This is a genomic window from Jeotgalibacillus aurantiacus, from assembly GCF_020595125.1.
In the GTDB taxonomy this organism is placed as follows: domain Bacteria; phylum Bacillota; class Bacilli; order Bacillales; family Jeotgalibacillaceae; genus Jeotgalibacillus; species Jeotgalibacillus aurantiacus.
Genome location: NZ_JACNMS010000003.1, coordinates 344,327 through 361,195, shown reverse-complemented (window position 1 = coordinate 361,195; position 16,869 = coordinate 344,327). Strand labels below are relative to the sequence as shown.

15 protein-coding genes and 1 riboswitch are annotated in these 16,869 nt (G+C 45.4%); of the genes, 10 read left to right on the top strand and 5 right to left on the bottom strand.

Translation table 11 applies throughout. From position 1 onward, the window contains the following. Positions 1-65: 65 nt before the first annotated feature. Together H7968_RS11500 and H7968_RS11495 are read right to left on the bottom strand one after the other, a co-directional pair. Positions 66-1,028: an ABC transporter substrate-binding protein gene (locus tag H7968_RS11500; RefSeq protein ID WP_227396292.1), complete on the bottom strand. Its 963-nt coding sequence runs from the start codon at positions 1,026-1,028 to the stop codon at positions 66-68. Positions 1,029-1,125: 97 nt separating this feature from the next. Then, complete coding sequence (locus H7968_RS11495) at positions 1,126-2,625, bottom strand: AraC family transcriptional regulator (protein WP_227396291.1); 1,500 nt, start codon at positions 2,623-2,625, stop codon at positions 1,126-1,128. A 122-nt stretch (positions 2,626-2,747) separates the two neighbouring features. Here H7968_RS11495 and H7968_RS11490 point away from each other — a divergent pair, with 122 nt between their 5' ends. Together H7968_RS11490 and H7968_RS11485 are read left to right on the top strand one after the other, a co-directional pair. Continuing rightward, positions 2,748-3,776: a FecCD family ABC transporter permease gene (locus tag H7968_RS11490; protein ID WP_227396290.1), complete on the top strand. Its 1,029-nt coding sequence runs from the start codon at positions 2,748-2,750 to the stop codon at positions 3,774-3,776. Continuing rightward, positions 3,776-4,801 (top strand): FecCD family ABC transporter permease, encoded by a 1,026-nt coding sequence (locus tag H7968_RS11485; protein ID WP_227396289.1) that lies wholly within the window; start codon positions 3,776-3,778, stop codon positions 4,799-4,801. The genes H7968_RS11490 and H7968_RS11485 overlap by 1 nt, the downstream gene beginning before the upstream one ends. Positions 4,802-4,843: 42 nt before the next feature. Here H7968_RS11485 and H7968_RS11480 read toward each other — a convergent pair whose 3' ends face one another. Beyond that, positions 4,844-5,179, bottom strand: a complete 336-nt coding sequence (locus tag H7968_RS11480) for an antibiotic biosynthesis monooxygenase family protein (RefSeq protein WP_227396288.1) — start codon at positions 5,177-5,179, stop codon at positions 4,844-4,846. Positions 5,180-5,601: 422 nt separating this feature from the next. Beyond that, positions 5,602-6,642, bottom strand: coding sequence for an NAD(P)/FAD-dependent oxidoreductase (locus tag H7968_RS11475; protein WP_264476705.1), 1,041 nt, complete (start codon positions 6,640-6,642; stop codon positions 5,602-5,604). Between the two features lie 210 nt (positions 6,643-6,852). Between H7968_RS11475 and H7968_RS11470 the strand changes: the two genes are divergently transcribed. The 8 genes from H7968_RS11470 (at position 6,853) to H7968_RS11435 (ending at position 15,123) form a co-directional block, all read left to right on the top strand. Continuing rightward, positions 6,853-7,644: an ABC transporter ATP-binding protein gene (locus H7968_RS11470; protein WP_227396287.1), complete on the top strand. Its 792-nt coding sequence runs from the start codon at positions 6,853-6,855 to the stop codon at positions 7,642-7,644. A gap of 7 nt (positions 7,645-7,651) precedes the next feature. Continuing rightward, entirely contained in the window at positions 7,652-8,578 is a 927-nt protein-coding gene (locus tag H7968_RS11465; protein WP_227396286.1) for an iron-hydroxamate ABC transporter substrate-binding protein, read from the top strand. Between the two features lie 55 nt (positions 8,579-8,633). Beyond that, a complete protein-coding gene (locus H7968_RS11460; protein ID WP_406566402.1) occupies positions 8,634-9,632 on the top strand; it encodes a FecCD family ABC transporter permease in 999 nt (332 codons plus the stop codon). Then, the gene (locus tag H7968_RS11455) at positions 9,629-10,636 is read left to right on the top strand and encodes a FecCD family ABC transporter permease (RefSeq protein WP_227396284.1); all 1,008 of its coding nucleotides are present in this window, start codon (positions 9,629-9,631) and stop codon (positions 10,634-10,636) included. The genes H7968_RS11460 and H7968_RS11455 overlap by 4 nt, the downstream gene beginning before the upstream one ends. Positions 10,637-11,183: 547 nt before the next feature. Beyond that, a riboswitch (SAM riboswitch) is annotated at positions 11,184-11,289 on the top strand. 139 nt (positions 11,290-11,428) lie between these two features. Next, positions 11,429-12,457 carry a methionine ABC transporter ATP-binding protein gene (locus H7968_RS11450; RefSeq protein WP_227396283.1) on the top strand — a complete coding sequence of 343 codons (1,029 nt, stop codon included), beginning with the start codon at positions 11,429-11,431 and terminating at the stop codon, positions 12,455-12,457. Continuing rightward, entirely contained in the window at positions 12,447-13,097 is a 651-nt protein-coding gene (locus H7968_RS11445) for a methionine ABC transporter permease (RefSeq protein ID WP_227396282.1), read from the top strand. Before H7968_RS11450 ends, H7968_RS11445 begins: the two co-directional genes overlap by 11 nt. A 14-nt stretch (positions 13,098-13,111) precedes the next feature. Further along, on the top strand, positions 13,112-13,927 hold the full coding sequence (locus H7968_RS11440; RefSeq protein WP_227396281.1) for a MetQ/NlpA family ABC transporter substrate-binding protein: 816 nt from the start codon (positions 13,112-13,114) through the stop codon (positions 13,925-13,927). A gap of 11 nt (positions 13,928-13,938) precedes the next feature. Continuing rightward, positions 13,939-15,123: a M20 family metallopeptidase gene (locus H7968_RS11435; protein ID WP_227396280.1), complete on the top strand. Its 1,185-nt coding sequence runs from the start codon at positions 13,939-13,941 to the stop codon at positions 15,121-15,123. Positions 15,124-15,819: 696 nt separating this feature from the next. Here H7968_RS11435 and H7968_RS11430 read toward each other — a convergent pair. Then, positions 15,820-16,788, bottom strand: coding sequence for a phosphotransferase (locus H7968_RS11430; RefSeq protein ID WP_227396279.1), 969 nt, complete (start codon positions 16,786-16,788; stop codon positions 15,820-15,822). Positions 16,789-16,869: the final 81 nt, after the last annotated feature.

Sequence of the window (16,869 nt, the reverse complement as noted above, 5' to 3'; positions counted from 1 at the left end):
ATAATTGAAAACCATTCTCATTTACTAGTGTGAAAAAACGGGGATTGCCCCCGTTTTCTTTTCATTTATTCTCTTAAAAGAAGATTTTCAATTTCTTCAAGTCCTTTTTCGCGCTCGATCGGATCCCAGAAGCCCCAGGTTGTGGAGATGGTATGAACCTGATCATTTTGTACTGCGTTTAACCCGTTCCACACTTCACTATCCTTAACACTTTCGTAATACTCACCACTATTGAAGAAAGTCAGGTCAATAATGTGATCAGGATTATATTTCGCCAGCCCTTCAATTGAGACATTTTCGCCAAACTCTTCCGGCAAACCTTCAGCAGGTGTTAAACCAATGTCTTCATAAAGCAGTGTGTTAACGGCATGATCTTTCGTTCCGTATACCCGGATGTCTTCACGATTGATTGCAACGCCCATAAAGGTTTCATCGCCCACTTCTTCTTTAATCCGCTGTCCAATATCCTCCGCTTTCGCCTGAAGGTCATCAATCACCTGCTGTCCTTCTTCCTTCTTTCCGACTGCTTCTGTTACAAGCAGATGATCTTCTTTCCAATCTCCTCCAATTTCAACAACAACGGTTGGAATCGTATCAGAAAGCTGTTCATATAAAGGCGCGTAACGGTCACTGATGATTAACAGATCCGGATCCAATGCAAGCATTTCTTCCGGGTTGATCTCTTCCGTATAAGGCAGTGCTTCTGTCTCCTGAAGCTCCTCCGTCAGATGCGGTGGCCATTCATTATCATAGGCCATTACTGCATGTGGCTGAACACCTACTGATAAAAGCGAACCCTCCCAGGAAACGTGAGACAGTACAACAACCTTCTCTGGATTTTCAGGAATTTCCGCTTCTCCAAGATGGTGTTTTACTGTATAAGTACCTTCTGAAGATGTTGCTTCTGTGCCGGATGAATTCTCTTCCCCGGACACCGGCTGGGTTTCAGCATCTTCCCCTCCACATCCAGCCAATATAAGTGCAAATGCTGCAGGGACAGCAGCCAGTTGAAATGTTCTCTTTAACATGATGTATCCTCCTTGGTTACGTTGCTATCTGTTGCTAATGATAATCATTTTCATTTAAAGAGAACATGTCATTTCTTGTCCAATTCCATGCACAAATTTACAGCTTGTGTTTGAGGTTGAAAAATTGCTCTATTTCCCGCAGCATATGCATTCTGCCTTTTGGGCCCCAAGGATCCCATTCCTGGCTTTTCGGATAATACACACAATTTTCTTTTACAGCGGATAGTTCATTCCACTCCTTTTGTATGGCAACCCGCTGAATGTCGTGGCTTCTGCTCCACAAAACGAGAATGTGCTCGGGATCAATCTGATACAGTTCGCTCAATGAAATGGTGCGGTATTCTTTTTCAGGAAGTCCTTTGCATGGTTGAAAGCCCAATGCATCATAAAAGAGTTGGGAACAGGCATGACTGTTACGTCCATACAGTCTGATGTCATTTTGACGAATCCAGATAATGGCCCACGTTCCCTTTACTGCTGCAGCGATATTAGATCTTGTTCTGTTCTCCTGCTCCTTTACTTCTCTGATGACTTTCTCAGCTTTTACCCTTTTACCGAGCTGGACTGCCAGCAACAAAAGATAGTCCTCCCAGCTTTTCTGAAAGGGAATCGTTTTTACCCGGTCATCCTGCTCCCAAAATGACGGTGAAGTGCCTTCTTCATGTAAAGCCGTTTTAAAAATGTAGTCAGGCTGACGATACATAACATCGGTAAAATAAAGTGGCTTCTCTGCGTGAAAAAGCGCTGTACCCTCCAGTTCACTTCTCAAATAAGAGGGCAGACCCCCATGTTCAAACTCTGAAGGGTATCCAGGTGCCATAACCGGCTGTATACCTAAAGAGAGCAGATGATCCTGCAAAAACAACTGACTGACAACCGCCACTTTAGGTTGAAAACGGGTGGCAAACTCTCTTGGTGAATAGCCTGTATGCTTTTTAAAGAATCTGCTGAAATAAAATTCATCCTGAAATCCCAGAGCCTCCGCATGCTTTTTGACAGGAGTCTGTGGATATTGAGCAATTGTTTCCTTACAAAGTCTGATTCTTTTTGTGAGGAAATATTCCTTCGGAGAAACACCCTCTGCTTTTTTAAAGGCCCGGGAGAATGCAGGCGGGGTCATTCCTGCTCTTTTAGCCAGATCCTGTACTGTGAGGGCTTCATGAAGATGATCATCAATATATTGTTTCAGTCTTTCCCAGTCTTCTGTTACAGGCTCTGAAAGCTTGGCCAGTATTTCAAATAACAGTGATGTTTTTCGTAATCCGTCACAGAACAGCCCTGACTGCTGCAACCGCATCACCTGATGGAATAGAGGAACGACCGATTCGGGTGACACTCTTTGCAGCTGATCATTTCTCAGGGCATCACAACCGTCGAGCATATGTATAACAGCTTCAGACACAGAAGGGTTATGAAGAGAAAAGGGAACTTCACTGTAATAACTTTTTCCTTCTGGCATATCAACGTTTTCTAAGTCATTTTTCAACTCAACTGAGCCTGCTTCGATATAGATCAGCGCATTCTCCTTATTGATGGACTGCCCAGGTTTGAGCTGATATTTTTTCAATATCCAATTTAGCGGATTCAGTGAATACATCATTTCCACTTCTTTCTGAAAAGAATTGACACGCAATGGTAATTGGTAGTAAATTTAAAAACATCTTTAATTGAAAATGATTATCAATTATTAGTTCGTTATTTCTTCAAAGGAGTTAAGCCATGCAATCTATTACAGTATTAAAAAGACAGACAAATAAAGAAGTGAAAGTGTGTGTTACTTTTACTGTCACTCTTGCAGCCCTTATTGTTTTAACCATTGTGTCCATAGGGATCGGTGCGATCTGGATCCCCCCTTCAGTCGTTTGGGACTCGATTGTCTCGTTCGATGCTTCAAATATCCATCACCAGCTGATCCGTGAAGTCCGGATACCCAGAGCACTGACAGCCGTTATAACCGGTGGTGCGCTGGCAGCAGCCGGAGCGATTATGCAGGGAATGACACGCAACCCGCTTGCAGATCCCTCCATTATCGGCATCACTCACGGAGCAGGACTGGCGATTGCTATGGCGTTAGTATTTGTGGCTACGCATACTTTCTGGACGCTACTGCTGTTTGCTTTCGGTGGAGCGGCTGTTGGTGCAGGTCTTGTCATCTTATTTTCAATGATTGCAAAAGATCGTCACTCACCTGTCACACTGACACTGGCCGGAGCTGCTTTAAGCACTTTATTTGGTGCACTTTCCACCGGACTGGCTCTGTATTTTCAGGTAGCTCAGGATCTGTCCTTCTGGTATGCGGGTGGACTGGCCGGATCTCAGTGGATTGACGTATGGATTCTGGTACCTGTTTTAGTAATAGGCTTTATTCTTGCCATGTGGATCAGCCGTCCCTTAACGATTCTGACGATGGGGGACGAAATTGCAACCGGGTTAGGGCAATCTGCAGGAAAGATAAGGTGGATCGGATTTGCAGCCGTTGTGATGTTATCCGGAGCCGCTGTTGCCGTTGCCGGAGTCATCGGATTTATCGGCCTGATGGTCCCTCATATGGTCCGATCACTGATTGGTGTTGATTATCGGCTGATCATGCCTTTAAGCATCTTAATGGGTGCCGCATTACTTGTGCTGTCTGATATCGGCGCACGTATTGTAAACATTCCGTTTGAAACGCCTGTCGGTGCAATTACTGCAATTCTTGGCGTACCATTTTTCTTATATTTAGCCCGAAGAAACGGGAGGGATTTGTAATGGATTGGCGTATCGCTTTTAAGCAGTCACGCAGTTGGATGCTGCTTTTCAGCCTGTTCTTAATGATCGTTTTTATGATCAGTCTGACAACAGGTGTTTTACCTGTCACACTGATGGACGCTTTTCATACTTTCTCGGGTCAGGGGACCGCTCAACAGGAATTGATTTTATATGAGCTCAGACTTCCCCGAATGATCATTGCGATGCTGATTGGTGCGGGACTAGCTGTATCCGGTGCCGTATTACAGGGATTATCACGCAACTCGCTTGCCGACCCAGGTATTTTAGGTATTAATGCAGGAGCTGGATTAGCCGTTGTCGCTTTCATCTTCTTTTTTCAATCTGCCAACTGGGGAGAATCACCTTTTATTCTTCCCCTGTTTGCTTTTACCGGTGCCGTAACGGTCGCACTTCTGATTTATCTATTCTCATGGAAAAATGGTGTGACACCTACAAGGCTTCTCCTGACTGGAATCGGCTTCAATGCCCTTTGTGGTGCTTTATTGATGGTTCTTCAGCTGAAAATGGACCCGCGGGATTTTCAGGAGGCAACCATCTGGCTGACCGGAAGTCTGTGGGGAACGCAGTGGCGATACGTCCTTGCTCTGGTACCATGGATGATCGTGCTGATTCCTGCTGTTTTTATCCAGGCAAAATCACTCAATATTATGCAGCTTAGCGATCCGCTTCCAGGTGTTCTAGGTTTACATACTGAAAGAAAAAGAAGAACCCTCCTGGTCTTATCTGCTGCATTAGCAGGAGCCTGTGTAGCTGTAGGAGGAGGTATTTCATTTCTCGGACTGCTTGCCCCTCATTTAGCCCGAAAACTGACAGGACCGAATTTCTACAGTCTGATTCCCGTCTCAGCATTAATTGGAGCCTTTTTGTTACTAACAGCAGATCTGATTGGAAAAAATTTATTAGCACCAGCCGATATTCCTGTGGGAATCGTGATCTCTGTGATCGGTGCACCTTACCTGATCTATATGCTGCTGACCAGAACCTCTCAGGGACTAAAAACTTAAAAAGCTGAAAGTACCGGTTAAGACAGGCTTAACCGGTACTTTTTATACGTTTTTTGAGGGAACACGTGCAGGCTTCGATCCCATCACTTCATAAAGATCCTGGCGACTGTCCAGAATAAATTCCGGTGAAGGCTGTCCTCTTCTGGCACGATGTCCAGCCAGATGCACATCACTCGTTTCCCACGCTTTCCAGTCATCTTCCGATTGCCAGCGAATCATTACCAGAACCTCTTCTTCTCCACGACGCTGCTTTCGTTTGAGAACAGATAAATCAATAAATCCCGGCTGCTCCTCAATGATTCCTTCTCCCGCAAAACGCTCAATCATTTTTTCTGCATGGCCCTCTGTTACACGAATCGTCTTTAACTGAATAAACATCATTGATTCCTCCTTCAATGTCATTGTTTGTCATTATAATTGATAATGAATATCATTTTCAAGAAATATTTTGCATTTGTATACAGGTCTTTTAAATGGTCGTTAATAAGACCTCTGTTATACACAGACTTTGTGCACATATCCACGGGATTACACAGTGTATTCTTTTATCCACATGTGAATAAGTGAGGATGAGTGGTTAAATGACTTCGTAAAGTGGTCGAACGTTGCTCAAGAGTGGTTAAATAACCTAAAAGAGTGGTTAAATACTCCGAAAAGGTGGTCAAATCAACGCTGACCAAACGTCCCCCCTCTACTTTTCATGATCCGGACAATGATACAAAAATAAAAAAGCCGAATGCGCAGCGCATTCGGCATGGGAGTTTTGAAAAACCTGGAGATCTCAGCCCCGGCTTTTCATTTTATAATTTTTTTACTAGTTCACGGTTTCGGTCTTTAAAGACGTCATTGTGCGAAGAAACCATCGCCGCTGCTCCTGCATCAGGTGTGATATAAAGCTTTGCCTGATTAACAGCATTGGCCGCGTCATGAAAGGCACCCATTAACAGATTGAGTTTGCCGTCGTGCTTGACAATGTCGCCTGCCGCATATATGCCTGGGACGTTTGATCCCCCGGCCGCATTTGTTTTAATAAAATAATCATCAGCCATATCAATTGGCAGCTCGCTGTTTTTGATCAGTGATGCGTCTATTTCATAACCATGATTAATGATCACATCATCCACATCAAGATGGCTGACTTCGTTTGTGATGCTATGTGTCAATTCAACCTGCTCTATAGCATCGTGTGCAGCTGATGCCTGAAGCTTTGTAATCTGCGTGTTCAGCAGACATACAGCTGTACTTTGCAACAGCTGCCCGATTTGTGATTCATGACCCTTAAAGTTACAGCTGCGGTGTGTGATATACACTTTTTTTGCGATCGGCTCGAGTTCATTTGCCCAGTCAATAGCAGTGTTTCCTCCACCTGAGATTAAAACGGTCTTGTCCTTAAACTTTTTCAGCGATTGAACTGTGTAGTGAAGGTTTGTGACTTCAAAACGCTCGGCTCCCTCAATTTGAAGCTTTTGAGGATTGAGGATTCCACTTCCTACTGCCACAATCACTGTTTTGGATAGGTGGACGTTACCACTGGCTGCAGTCACCTCAAAATGCCCATCTTCATTTTTCCTGATAGTTTCCACTTTCTCATTCAAAAAAACAGATGGGTTGAAAGTCAGTCCCTGTTCGATCATCTGCTCTGCCATTTTGGCACCTGTGACCGGTGGCATACCCCCTGCGTCCCAGATCATTTTTTCAGGATATACATTCACTTTTCCGCCTAAATGCGGCTGATATTCTAAGATTTTCGTTTTCATTCCGCGCAGACCGCTGTAAAAAGCGGAATATAGACCTGCGGGGCCTCCACCAATAATCGTTACATCGTATAATTCATCGCGCATTATTTTCACTCCCGATTGTTGTTCCTCAAATCATCCGTGAACCGTTGATACATAAGCGATTGATTCTCATTCTCATTTACATCATAAGCGTATTGTAGCACAAAAGCAATCTGAATTGTGTTGACAATTCAAATTTAGCGGCTTATAGTAAGAATTGCTGATAGTGAGAATCATTATCAACATAGTGAAAATACATTTGGAGGCTCTCCTATGGTACGTTTGTATACAGAAGATATTTCAATTGGTTATGGCGATCAGCCGATTGTCAAAAACCTTAGTATAAAAATCCCCGATCAGAAAATCACGACCATTATCGGAGCGAACGGCTGCGGAAAGTCTACATTACTTAAAGCGGTCACCCGTATTATCTCCCACCAGTCCGGTTCAGTTGTGCTGGATGGAAAGCCGATTTCAAAAGAAAGCACAAAAGCACTGGCAAAAAAAATGGCCATTCTCCCCCAGACACCGGAAAGTGCAGCCGGTCTGACAGCCGGTGAACTTGTTTCCTATGGAAGGTTTCCTCATCAAAAAGGTTTGGGTCGCCTGACAAAACGGGATATTGAGGTCATCGACTGGGCACTTGAAGTGACGGATACGATTGACTATAAGCACCGTCCTGTCGATGCTTTATCGGGTGGCCAGCGACAGCGTGTATGGATAGCCATGGCACTTGCACAGGAAACGGATATTATCTTTTTAGATGAACCTACTACCTATCTCGACATGGCCCATCAGCTTGAAGTGCTCGAATTATTGCAAAGGCTGAATCAGGAACAGGGCCGCACAATTGTCATGGTACTTCATGACCTGAATCAGGCAGCGCGTTTTGCCGATTATCTTATCGCTTTAAAAAGCGGGGAAATTGTAAAAGCAGGCTCCGGGGAAGAAATCATCCAGCCGGAAATTCTCCGTACAGTCTTCAATATTGATGCAACGATTGGACGCGATCCACTCACTAATAAACCTATGTGTTTATCATACAACTTAGTAAAAGGAGCTTAACCACATCATGAAAAAATCTTTATTACCCGTTTCTCTCTTAGCCGCTCTCGTTCTTGCAGCCTGCAATTCAAACGCTGAAACTTCTTCCACTGACGCAGCTGCTGACAATGCTTCTACAGAACCTGAAACCATCACTTATGAATCAGAAAACGGCCCTGTTGAAGTGCCGGCAGACCCTGAACGTATCGTTGTTCTCTCAACATACGCAGGGAATGTGCTCGCACTTGATGACGATATTGTAGGTGTTGACTCCTATTCGAAAGGAAGTCCAAACTACGACCTTGAAGATGCACAGGAAGTGACAGCAGATAACCTTGAGCAGATCATCGAGCTTGATCCTGACCTGATAATCGGTCTTTCTACAACGCCAAACCTTGAACAGCTTCAGGAAATTGCACCTACTGTCACTTATACTTACGGTGCCCTTGATTACCTTGAGCAGCAGATTGAAATTGGAAAGCTTCTGAACAAGGAAGAAGAAGCAACAGAATGGGTTGAAGACTTCCAGGCACGTGCACAGGAAGCCGGAGAAGAAATCAAAGCAAAAATCGGTGAGGACGCAACCGTCAGCGTCATCGAGAACTTCGATAAACAGCTTTACGTATTCGGCGACAACTGGGCGCGCGGAACAGAAATTCTTTATCAGGAAATGGGGCTGAAAATGCCTGAAAAAGTAAAGGAAGTCGCACTTGAGCCAGGTTACTACACCCTTTCAGCTGAAGTTCTTCCTGAATATGCAGGCGACTACTTAATCGTCAGCCGCGTCGCAGATCAGGACAATTCGTTTATGGAAACTGAAACGTTTAAAAATATTCCTGCGGTTAAAAACGGAAATATGTTTGTCGCAAACGCTGAGGAATTCTATTTTAATGATCCAATCACACTGGAAATTCAGCTTGAATTCTTTAAAGAAAATTTCCTTGGTAACGAATAAATTCCAAAAGGCTGTAGCCCTCTACAGCCTTTTTTGTGTGAAATGAGTGAAGATGATGAATAAAGAACGTGCGTTAACCATTAAATTTATCGGGGCATTTCTTGTCCTGATTGCGATGTTTCTGGTCGCCATCACGTTTGGTGCGGCCGATACATCATTGAAAGACGTTTTCCGTGCTATATTCACAGGGGATCGCAGCTCGACCTCCCTCGTACTGATTGAGATCCGCTTCCCACGTGAAGTCGCAGCCATCGTTGTAGGTGCAGGACTTGCCGTATCAGGTGCCATCATGCAGGGAATGACAAGAAATCCGCTTGCCGACCCTGGACTTTTAGGTCTGACAGCAGGTGCCAATGCTGCCCTTGCTGTTGCCTTTGCGTTCATTCCGGGCATCAATTATATGGGCATTATCGCCGCAAGCTTCATCGGGGCTGCCGTCGGTGCGGGACTTGTGTTCGGGATTGCTTCATTGCGAAGAGGCGGCTTTTCACCTATTCGTGTCGTGCTGGCGGGCGCAGCCGTTTCCGCTTTTCTTTTCGCAATTGCAGAAGGTATTGCACTGACCTTCCGTTTATCACAAAACGTTGCACAATGGACAGCAGGCGGACTGATCGGAACGACCTGGAGCCAGCTGAATCTGCTGATTCCCATTACAGCAGGTGGTATTTTAGCCGCTATCCTCTTCTCGAAACAGCTGACCATCCTGAGCTTAAGTGAGGAAGTAGCGGTAGGGCTCGGCTCAAGAATCGGCCAGGTCAAAGCGGTATTTTTTGTACTGACGGTTATTCTTGCCGGTTCAGCGGTTGCTCTTGCCGGAAACTTAGCGTTTGCAGGCCTTCTCGTTCCACACATTGTGCGCTCGATTGTCGGAACAGATTACCGTTACATTCTGCCAATGTGTGTACTTGTTGGAGGTACCTTTATGCTGTTTGCTGATACCGCAGGAAGACTGCTGAATGCGCCTTTCGAAACACCGGTTGCAGCGATCGTATCCGTGCTCGGACTCCCATTCTTCTTATACGTCGTACGTAAAGGAGTGAATATGTCAGCATGATCCATCCATCTGTTATTAGAAAACAACGTATTTTTATGATTGCTTTTTCACTGCTCGTACTTATCATCATGATCGTGAGCATTGGATTCGGTGCTTCTTCCGTTTCCTATGATCGCATCATCCCGACAATCCTTGGGCAGGGAGAGTTCGTAGATGAATTCGTGTTATTTGAACTGAGACTCCCGCGCATGCTGGTCACTCTTTTAGCAGGAATGGCTTTGGCTGTATCAGGCTCTGTCTTACAAAGCATCACCCGAAATGATCTGGCTGATCCTGGTATCATCGGAATCAACTCCGGCGCCGGCGCTGCCGTTGCCGTGTTCTTTCTTTTTGTTCCAATCGAAACGGGGGCCTTCACCTACGTCATTCCGGCAGTAGCTTTTGCAGGAGCATTGATTACCGCAATATTAATTTATCTTTTCGCCTATGAGCGGGATAGTGGACTGCAGCCAATTCGCCTGATCCTGATTGGCGTCGGTTTTTCAGCGGCACTGTCAGGATTGATGGTCGTCCTGATCTCTTCTACAGATCGCGACAAAGTCGACTTCATCGCGCAGTGGCTTGCAGGAAATGTATGGGGAACAAGCTGGCCATTCGTCTGGGCTCTTCTCCCCTGGCTCGTCATTCTCGTGCCATTTATCTTATATAACGCACAGCGGCTGAATATCTTAAACATGAGTGAGCCAGTGGCAATCGGTGTCGGCGTAAAAGTAAACAGAGAACGAATCATCCTCATGCTGACTGCCGTAGCCCTTGCCGCTGCAGCCGTATCCGTATCCGGTGGTATTGCCTTCATCGGTCTGATGGCACCACATATCGCAAAGTCACTGGTCGGCCCGCGTAACCAGCTCTTTATCCCAATCGCCATGCTCATTGGCGGCTGGCTTCTGCTCACCGCAGACACAATCGGCCGAAACCTCATCGACCCAACCGGCGTCCCTGCAGGCATAGTCGTCGCGATTATTGGTGCACCTTATTTTGTTTATTTGTTGTTGAAGAAGTGATTTATAGATATTTGTGCAAATGAAAACCGGGAAGGATTTCCCCTTCGCTTTCCACGGCCGGGCGGTGAACCCCTTGTGCTACGCACAACGGTTTCACCTGTCCCTCCTCCGCCGTAGGAGTCTCCGGGGAAATCCTTCCCTCTTTTTGATTAATTAAAATCCGTATTAAAAAGTGTAATAGTTAAGAGAACTGCTAAAACATTCACAATTGAGTTAAAACTCTTCCAGCTTATTAAACAACACCCATCAAAAAACTCCTGCGAAAGCAGGGGCTTTTCATGATTTTGACTACCAATCTGTTGATTTTTAAAAATGTCCTAGCTCATCATGTTCCGTTGATCAACGAAGATATCAAAGGGCTGGGACCATCCGTAGACTCCTGTGGCGGAAAGGGACAGGTGAAACCGACTGGGCGAAGCTCAGGCGGGTTCACCGCCCGGCCACGGAAAGCGGAGGATGGTCCCCGCCCGTTTTTTCTGAAATACAGGGTTGACAATCTTATTTCAGCATAGTAAAGTAAGTGACAACATTTGAATAGAACGATTTCTTCTTATCCAGAGAGGTGGAGGGACTGGCCCTATGATACCTCGGCAGCGGACTTATTAATAAGCACCGTGCCAACTCCAGCAGGCGATTTGCCTGACAGATGAGAAGAGTGTTTGCGATAAGCAGCCTCTTCTTGTTTTGCAGGAAGAGGCTTTTTTCTGTTTCTTCCTGAATAAAGCAGGATAATATTTTTAACTTTAATCCGATTAAACAGCCCTGAAAACATATATTTAGAGGAGGATCCTGATGATTCAATTTGAAAACGTTAAAAAAACATACGGTGAAGGCCAAGAGGCTGTTCATGCACTGAAAGGGATCGATTTGACCGTGGAGACGGGTGAAATCTATGGCGTCATCGGCTTCAGCGGTGCAGGAAAAAGTTCACTTATACGCTGTGTGAACTGGCTTGAACAACCAACAGAAGGAAAAGTCCTGATTCATGGACAGGATTTAAACAGCCGCTCCAAACAGGAAATCAGAACGATTAGAAAAGACATCGGGATGATCTTTCAGCATTTTAACCTATTGAACTCTAAAACTGTTTTTCAGAATGTCGCGACTCCCCTGCTGCTCAGCCGGGAGCCGAAAGATAAAATCCGGAACAGAGTAACAGAGCTGCTGGACTTTGTCGGTCTCGGAGATAAGGCAGATCAATATCCTGACCAGTTATCCGGTGGGCAAAAGCAGCGTGTCGGTATCGCCCGGGCCCTTGCCACCAACCCTTCCATCCTGTTATGTGATGAAGCGACTTCAGCGCTTGATCCGCAGACGACCCAGTCGATTCTGGACCTGCTGAAAAAAATCAATAAAGCGTACAACATCACGATTTTGATCATCACGCATGAGATGACTGTCATTCGGGAGATATGCGATAAAGTTGCAGTCATCGAGGAAGGAATCATTAAAGAAAAAGGGACTGTTTTTGAAGTCTTCACGAACCCGCAGCACCCTACAACAAAACGGTTTGTACGTTCCGTCATGAATGATCAGTTACCTGAAAGTATTGTCAGGGAGCTTGAAAAGAAGAGCTTCAAGAACGTTTACCGGATCCAGTACACAGGGCATTCCGCCGGATCCCCCCTTCTTTCGAGACTTTCACGGAAGTTCAATCTGGATGTCAATGTACTTTACGGAAACATTACCGAACTGCAGGACATCCCGTACGGCAATCTGATTGTAGAATTCGATGGACAGCAGTCTGATATTCAAAAAGCACTGCATTATATCCAACAGGAAAATGTGTATGTAAAGGATGTGACCCGACATGCTGGTTAATACAGATCAAATCATTGAAGCACTTTGGGAAACACTGGCCATGGTCGGCTTTTCCCTCCTCTTCTCCTCACTGATCGGATTTCCGCTAGGGATTCTGCTTGTCGTGACGAGAAAAGGACATTTACTTGAGAATACAGCTGTTTTTAACGTTTTAAACGGCGTGATTAACGTCTTTCGCTCGATTCCGTTTATCATCCTGATGGTTGCCATTATACCGATTACAAGACTGATTGTAGGAAGTTCAATCGGGACAGCAGCTGCTGTTGTACCACTTGTTTTTTACGCTGGTCCTTACATCGCGCGGCTTATCGAAAACTCTCTTTTAGAAGTTGATAAAGGTGTCATCGAAGCTGCAGAAGCAATGGGTGCAACACCGGGCCAAATCATTTTCAAATTCCTGATCCCGGAAGCATTAAGCTCACTTGTCCTTGCTTTAACCATTGCAACAGTCGGACTGGTCGGTGCATCAGCCATGGCTGGAGCCGTTGGAGGCGGCGGTCTTGGAGATCTTGCAATCACTTACGGTTATCAGCGTTTTGATACAGCCGTTATGCTGATCACAGTCGGAATTCTGGTCGTCATGGTTCAGGGACTTCAAACAACAGGAAATATCGTATCGAAAAAAATCAGAAGAAGCTAAATGGAGGATTTATCATGAAGAAAACAATCGGAACCGTATTAATCGCATCAACTACAGCATTACTTGCCGCATGTGGTGGAGACAGTGAAACCGTTACGATCGGGGTGAGCGGATCTGACACGCGAATTTGGGATTTCGTTGCGGAAAAGGCAGCTGAAGAGGATATTGACATTGAAATCGTCAGCTTTTCTGATTACGTTCAGCCTAACGTTGCGCTTGCAGAAGGCGATATTGATTTGAATGCATTCCAGACGATTTCTTATTTCGATGAATTTATTGAGGACCGTAATCTGGACCTTGCGCCAATCGCTTCCACTGTCATCGCACCAATGGCACTATATTCAGAAAAAGTGTCATCAGTGGATGAACTTCCAGAAGGTGCAACGATCGCGGTTCCAAATGAAGCAACAAACCTGGGCCGTGCACTGCTTTTACTTGAAGAAGCAGGACTCATCGAATTAAGCGATGATGCTGGATTAACCGGAACACCGGAGGACATTACTGAAAATCCGAAAAACATCACGATTGAACCGATTGTTGCCGGGCAGACTCCACGTGTACTCCCTGATGTGGATGCATCGATCATCAATAACGGTATTGCAGTAGACGCAGGCTTCAGCCCGGTTGACGATTCTATTTTCCGTGAAAGTGATACAGCAACACCATACATCAACATCATCGCTAGCCGTACGGAAGATCAGGATAATGAAGTGTACCAGAGAATCGGTGAGCTGTATCAGGAAGAGGATGTCGCACAGTTTATCGAAGAGGAATATGACGGTGGAATGATTCCAACATTTGTGTCATTAGATGAATTAACGAATTATTAAGGAGGTCAACCATGAGCCTTGTCACTTATTTTGAACAGGAGATCCTTGAGCACATTGACGAAAGAAAAGAACAGTATTTATCAACCAGCCATCAGATTCATGCTCGCCCTGAAATCGGGAATGAGGAATATTTTGCGCAGGATTTACTGACCAGCCATTTAATATCAGCCGGATTTAACGTTGAAAAGAATATCGCCGGTCACGAAACAGCCTTTTACGCCTACAAGAAAAGTGATAAACCGGGACCGGTCATCGCCTTTTTGGCAGAATACGATGCACTCCCTGGGTTAGGGCATGCATGCGGCCACAACATTATCGGAACCGCCAGTGTAGCAGCAGCCATCAGTATAGGCAGTGTCATTCATGAAACTGGCGGTACGGTTGTCGTGCTTGGCACCCCTGCTGAAGAAGGCGGACCAAACGGAAGCGCAAAAGGCAGCTTTGTTCAGCACGGTTACCTGGACGGCATTGATGCTGCGATGATGATTCATCCATCTTACAGAAACGGCCTAACAACGACGAGCCTGGCTGTCGACCCGCTCGACTTTGAATTCATTGGGAAGCCTGCCCATGCAGCCTCTTCCCCACATGATGGGGCCAATGCACTTGAAGGAGTCATTCAATTGTTCAACGGCATTAATTCATTAAGGCAGCATGTCACGAGCGACGTCCGTATTCACGGCATTATTACGCACGGCGGGGACGCGCCAAATATCATTCCTGCTTATGCAAAAGCCCGCTTTTATATCAGGGCTGCAGAACGAGCTACCTTAAATCACGTCACTGAGAAAGTCAGAGCGATTGCTCAAGGTGCTGCCCTGGCAACAGGAACAAAGGTAAACATTCTGGAATTTCAAAACCAGGTGGATAACCTGATCCCTACGCCTTCTTTTGATGAAGTCTACAAAAAAGCATATGAATCACTTGGCGGCAGCTTCCCTGAAAAAGTACACGGCGGAATCGGTTCAACAGACGCCGGCAATATCAGCCATGTCGTGCCGACCATCCACCCATATGTGAAAATCGGTCCCGAAGAATTAGTTCTTCATACAGAAGAATTTCGCGAAGCGGCTAAATCAAAAGCCGGTGATGAAGGGCTTTTAATTGGTGCCAAATCACTTGCCCTAACAGCCTTCCGCCTTCTGACCGAGCCTGAATTACTGAGGGGTATTAAAGAAGAATTTAATAACCGGTAACATACAAAAGCCTCTGATTCGTTGAGTCAGAGGCTTTTGGTTTCTTCATGATTAGAATGGGGATTTGACAACTTTCCAGCTTTATTTGACAACTTTTTTAGATTATTAAACAACTCATTAAGGCTATTACACAACGTTACACACTTATTCAACAACTCTATCCGTTCATTTAAAAACCCTCATAAAAAACCCCCTGCGAAAGCAGAAGCACTTCATGATTTTGACTGACAATCTTTTGATTTCAAAGAAATGTCCCAGTTCATCATGCTCCTTTGATGAACGGAGAGATCAAAGGGCTGGGGGCATCCGTAGACTCCTACGGCAGAGGAGCGACAGGTGAGACAACGTAGCGCGAAGCGCAAGTTGGCTCACCGCGCGGCCACAGAAAAGCGGAGGCGGGCGTTTAGGGACGTACAAACTGGACTGGCCCCGACGGAGATAAAGGAAACACAGCGAACGCAGTGAGCTGATGTTGACTTATCGGACGAGGGGACGGGAAGTTTGCTAGTCCCTGCACGCCGGAGCTAGACATCAGGAAAAGCGGAGTCGACTCGTCCAGCCCCGACAAGCATAAGGCGAAGATGAAAAGAGGGCTGACCTTTGCCCTGGTTCAGCTTTGACTTATGACCTCGAGGGGCTAGTCGCCGAAGCTGGACAACGGAAAGGATGCCCCCAGCCCGTTTTTTTCAACACAATCTACTTCCCTCCAAACCCCTTCACATCCGACGCCAGCTGTCCAAAAAAGTGATTCAGGTTCTGGTTATTCATCCACGCACGTCCCCACACATCTTCATTTGCTGCCAAAATCCCTAAAAACCAGATTCTCCGTGCAGCCACAAAATAAGGAAGTGCCTCCTTATCCTCATCTTTTAAGGGACGGATGCTTTCATATCCATGCAGAAAAGATCGCCAGCATGTTTTCTCCTGCTGAGGATAATTATTCTTCAGGTTCCACCAGAAAACAGCCAGATCATAAGCCCTGAAACCAAGTCCACAGCAATCATAATCAAAGGCTTCCAGTTCTCCATCATATAAATGGAAATTAAAATTATGAAAATCACCGTGGCAAAATCCGTAGGACAACCCCGGATTCTCAGCTTTATCCTTTACTTTACTGACTACTTCATACAGCAGTGTTTCCTGTTCCTCTGACATTTTATCCCCAAGCTGCTTCATGATAATCGATGCGGGTACCTTAACTAAGTGAGCTGTATTTAATTCATAACCTCTTGGATGTTTCGTTTTGAATTTATCCGTCGCATGATGCAGATTCGCAAGTGCACGGCCAATTCTGCCGCTGTTCTCTTCAGTAATCTCGGGCCGATCACCTTTAGAATACGTAAACATGACGCCATAACGTCTTCCTTCAGGTGCCTCAATCGGCGTCAGAAACTCTCCATCTTTCCGTTTTACCGGAACAGATGATTTAATCCCTTCTTTTGCTGCATATAAAATAGCATCCAATTCATAAAGAATCGCATCATCATCACGCCAGCCATGTCGATAGATCCGGTATATATACTGATCATCTTTTGTATGAATCACATACGTGTCATTCAAGCCTCTGGCCAGAAAACGACAATCCGTTATGCCCCCCAGATCGTAAGCATGAGCAAAACCTTTTACCGCCTCTTCCGAAATGAGAGAATGTTTAATTTGTACCATGTATCAACCCATCCCTTCATTCTATCCTTTGTCTATCATTTCTCCGTAAATGAGAAAAAACCCTTCACATGAGAAGGGTTT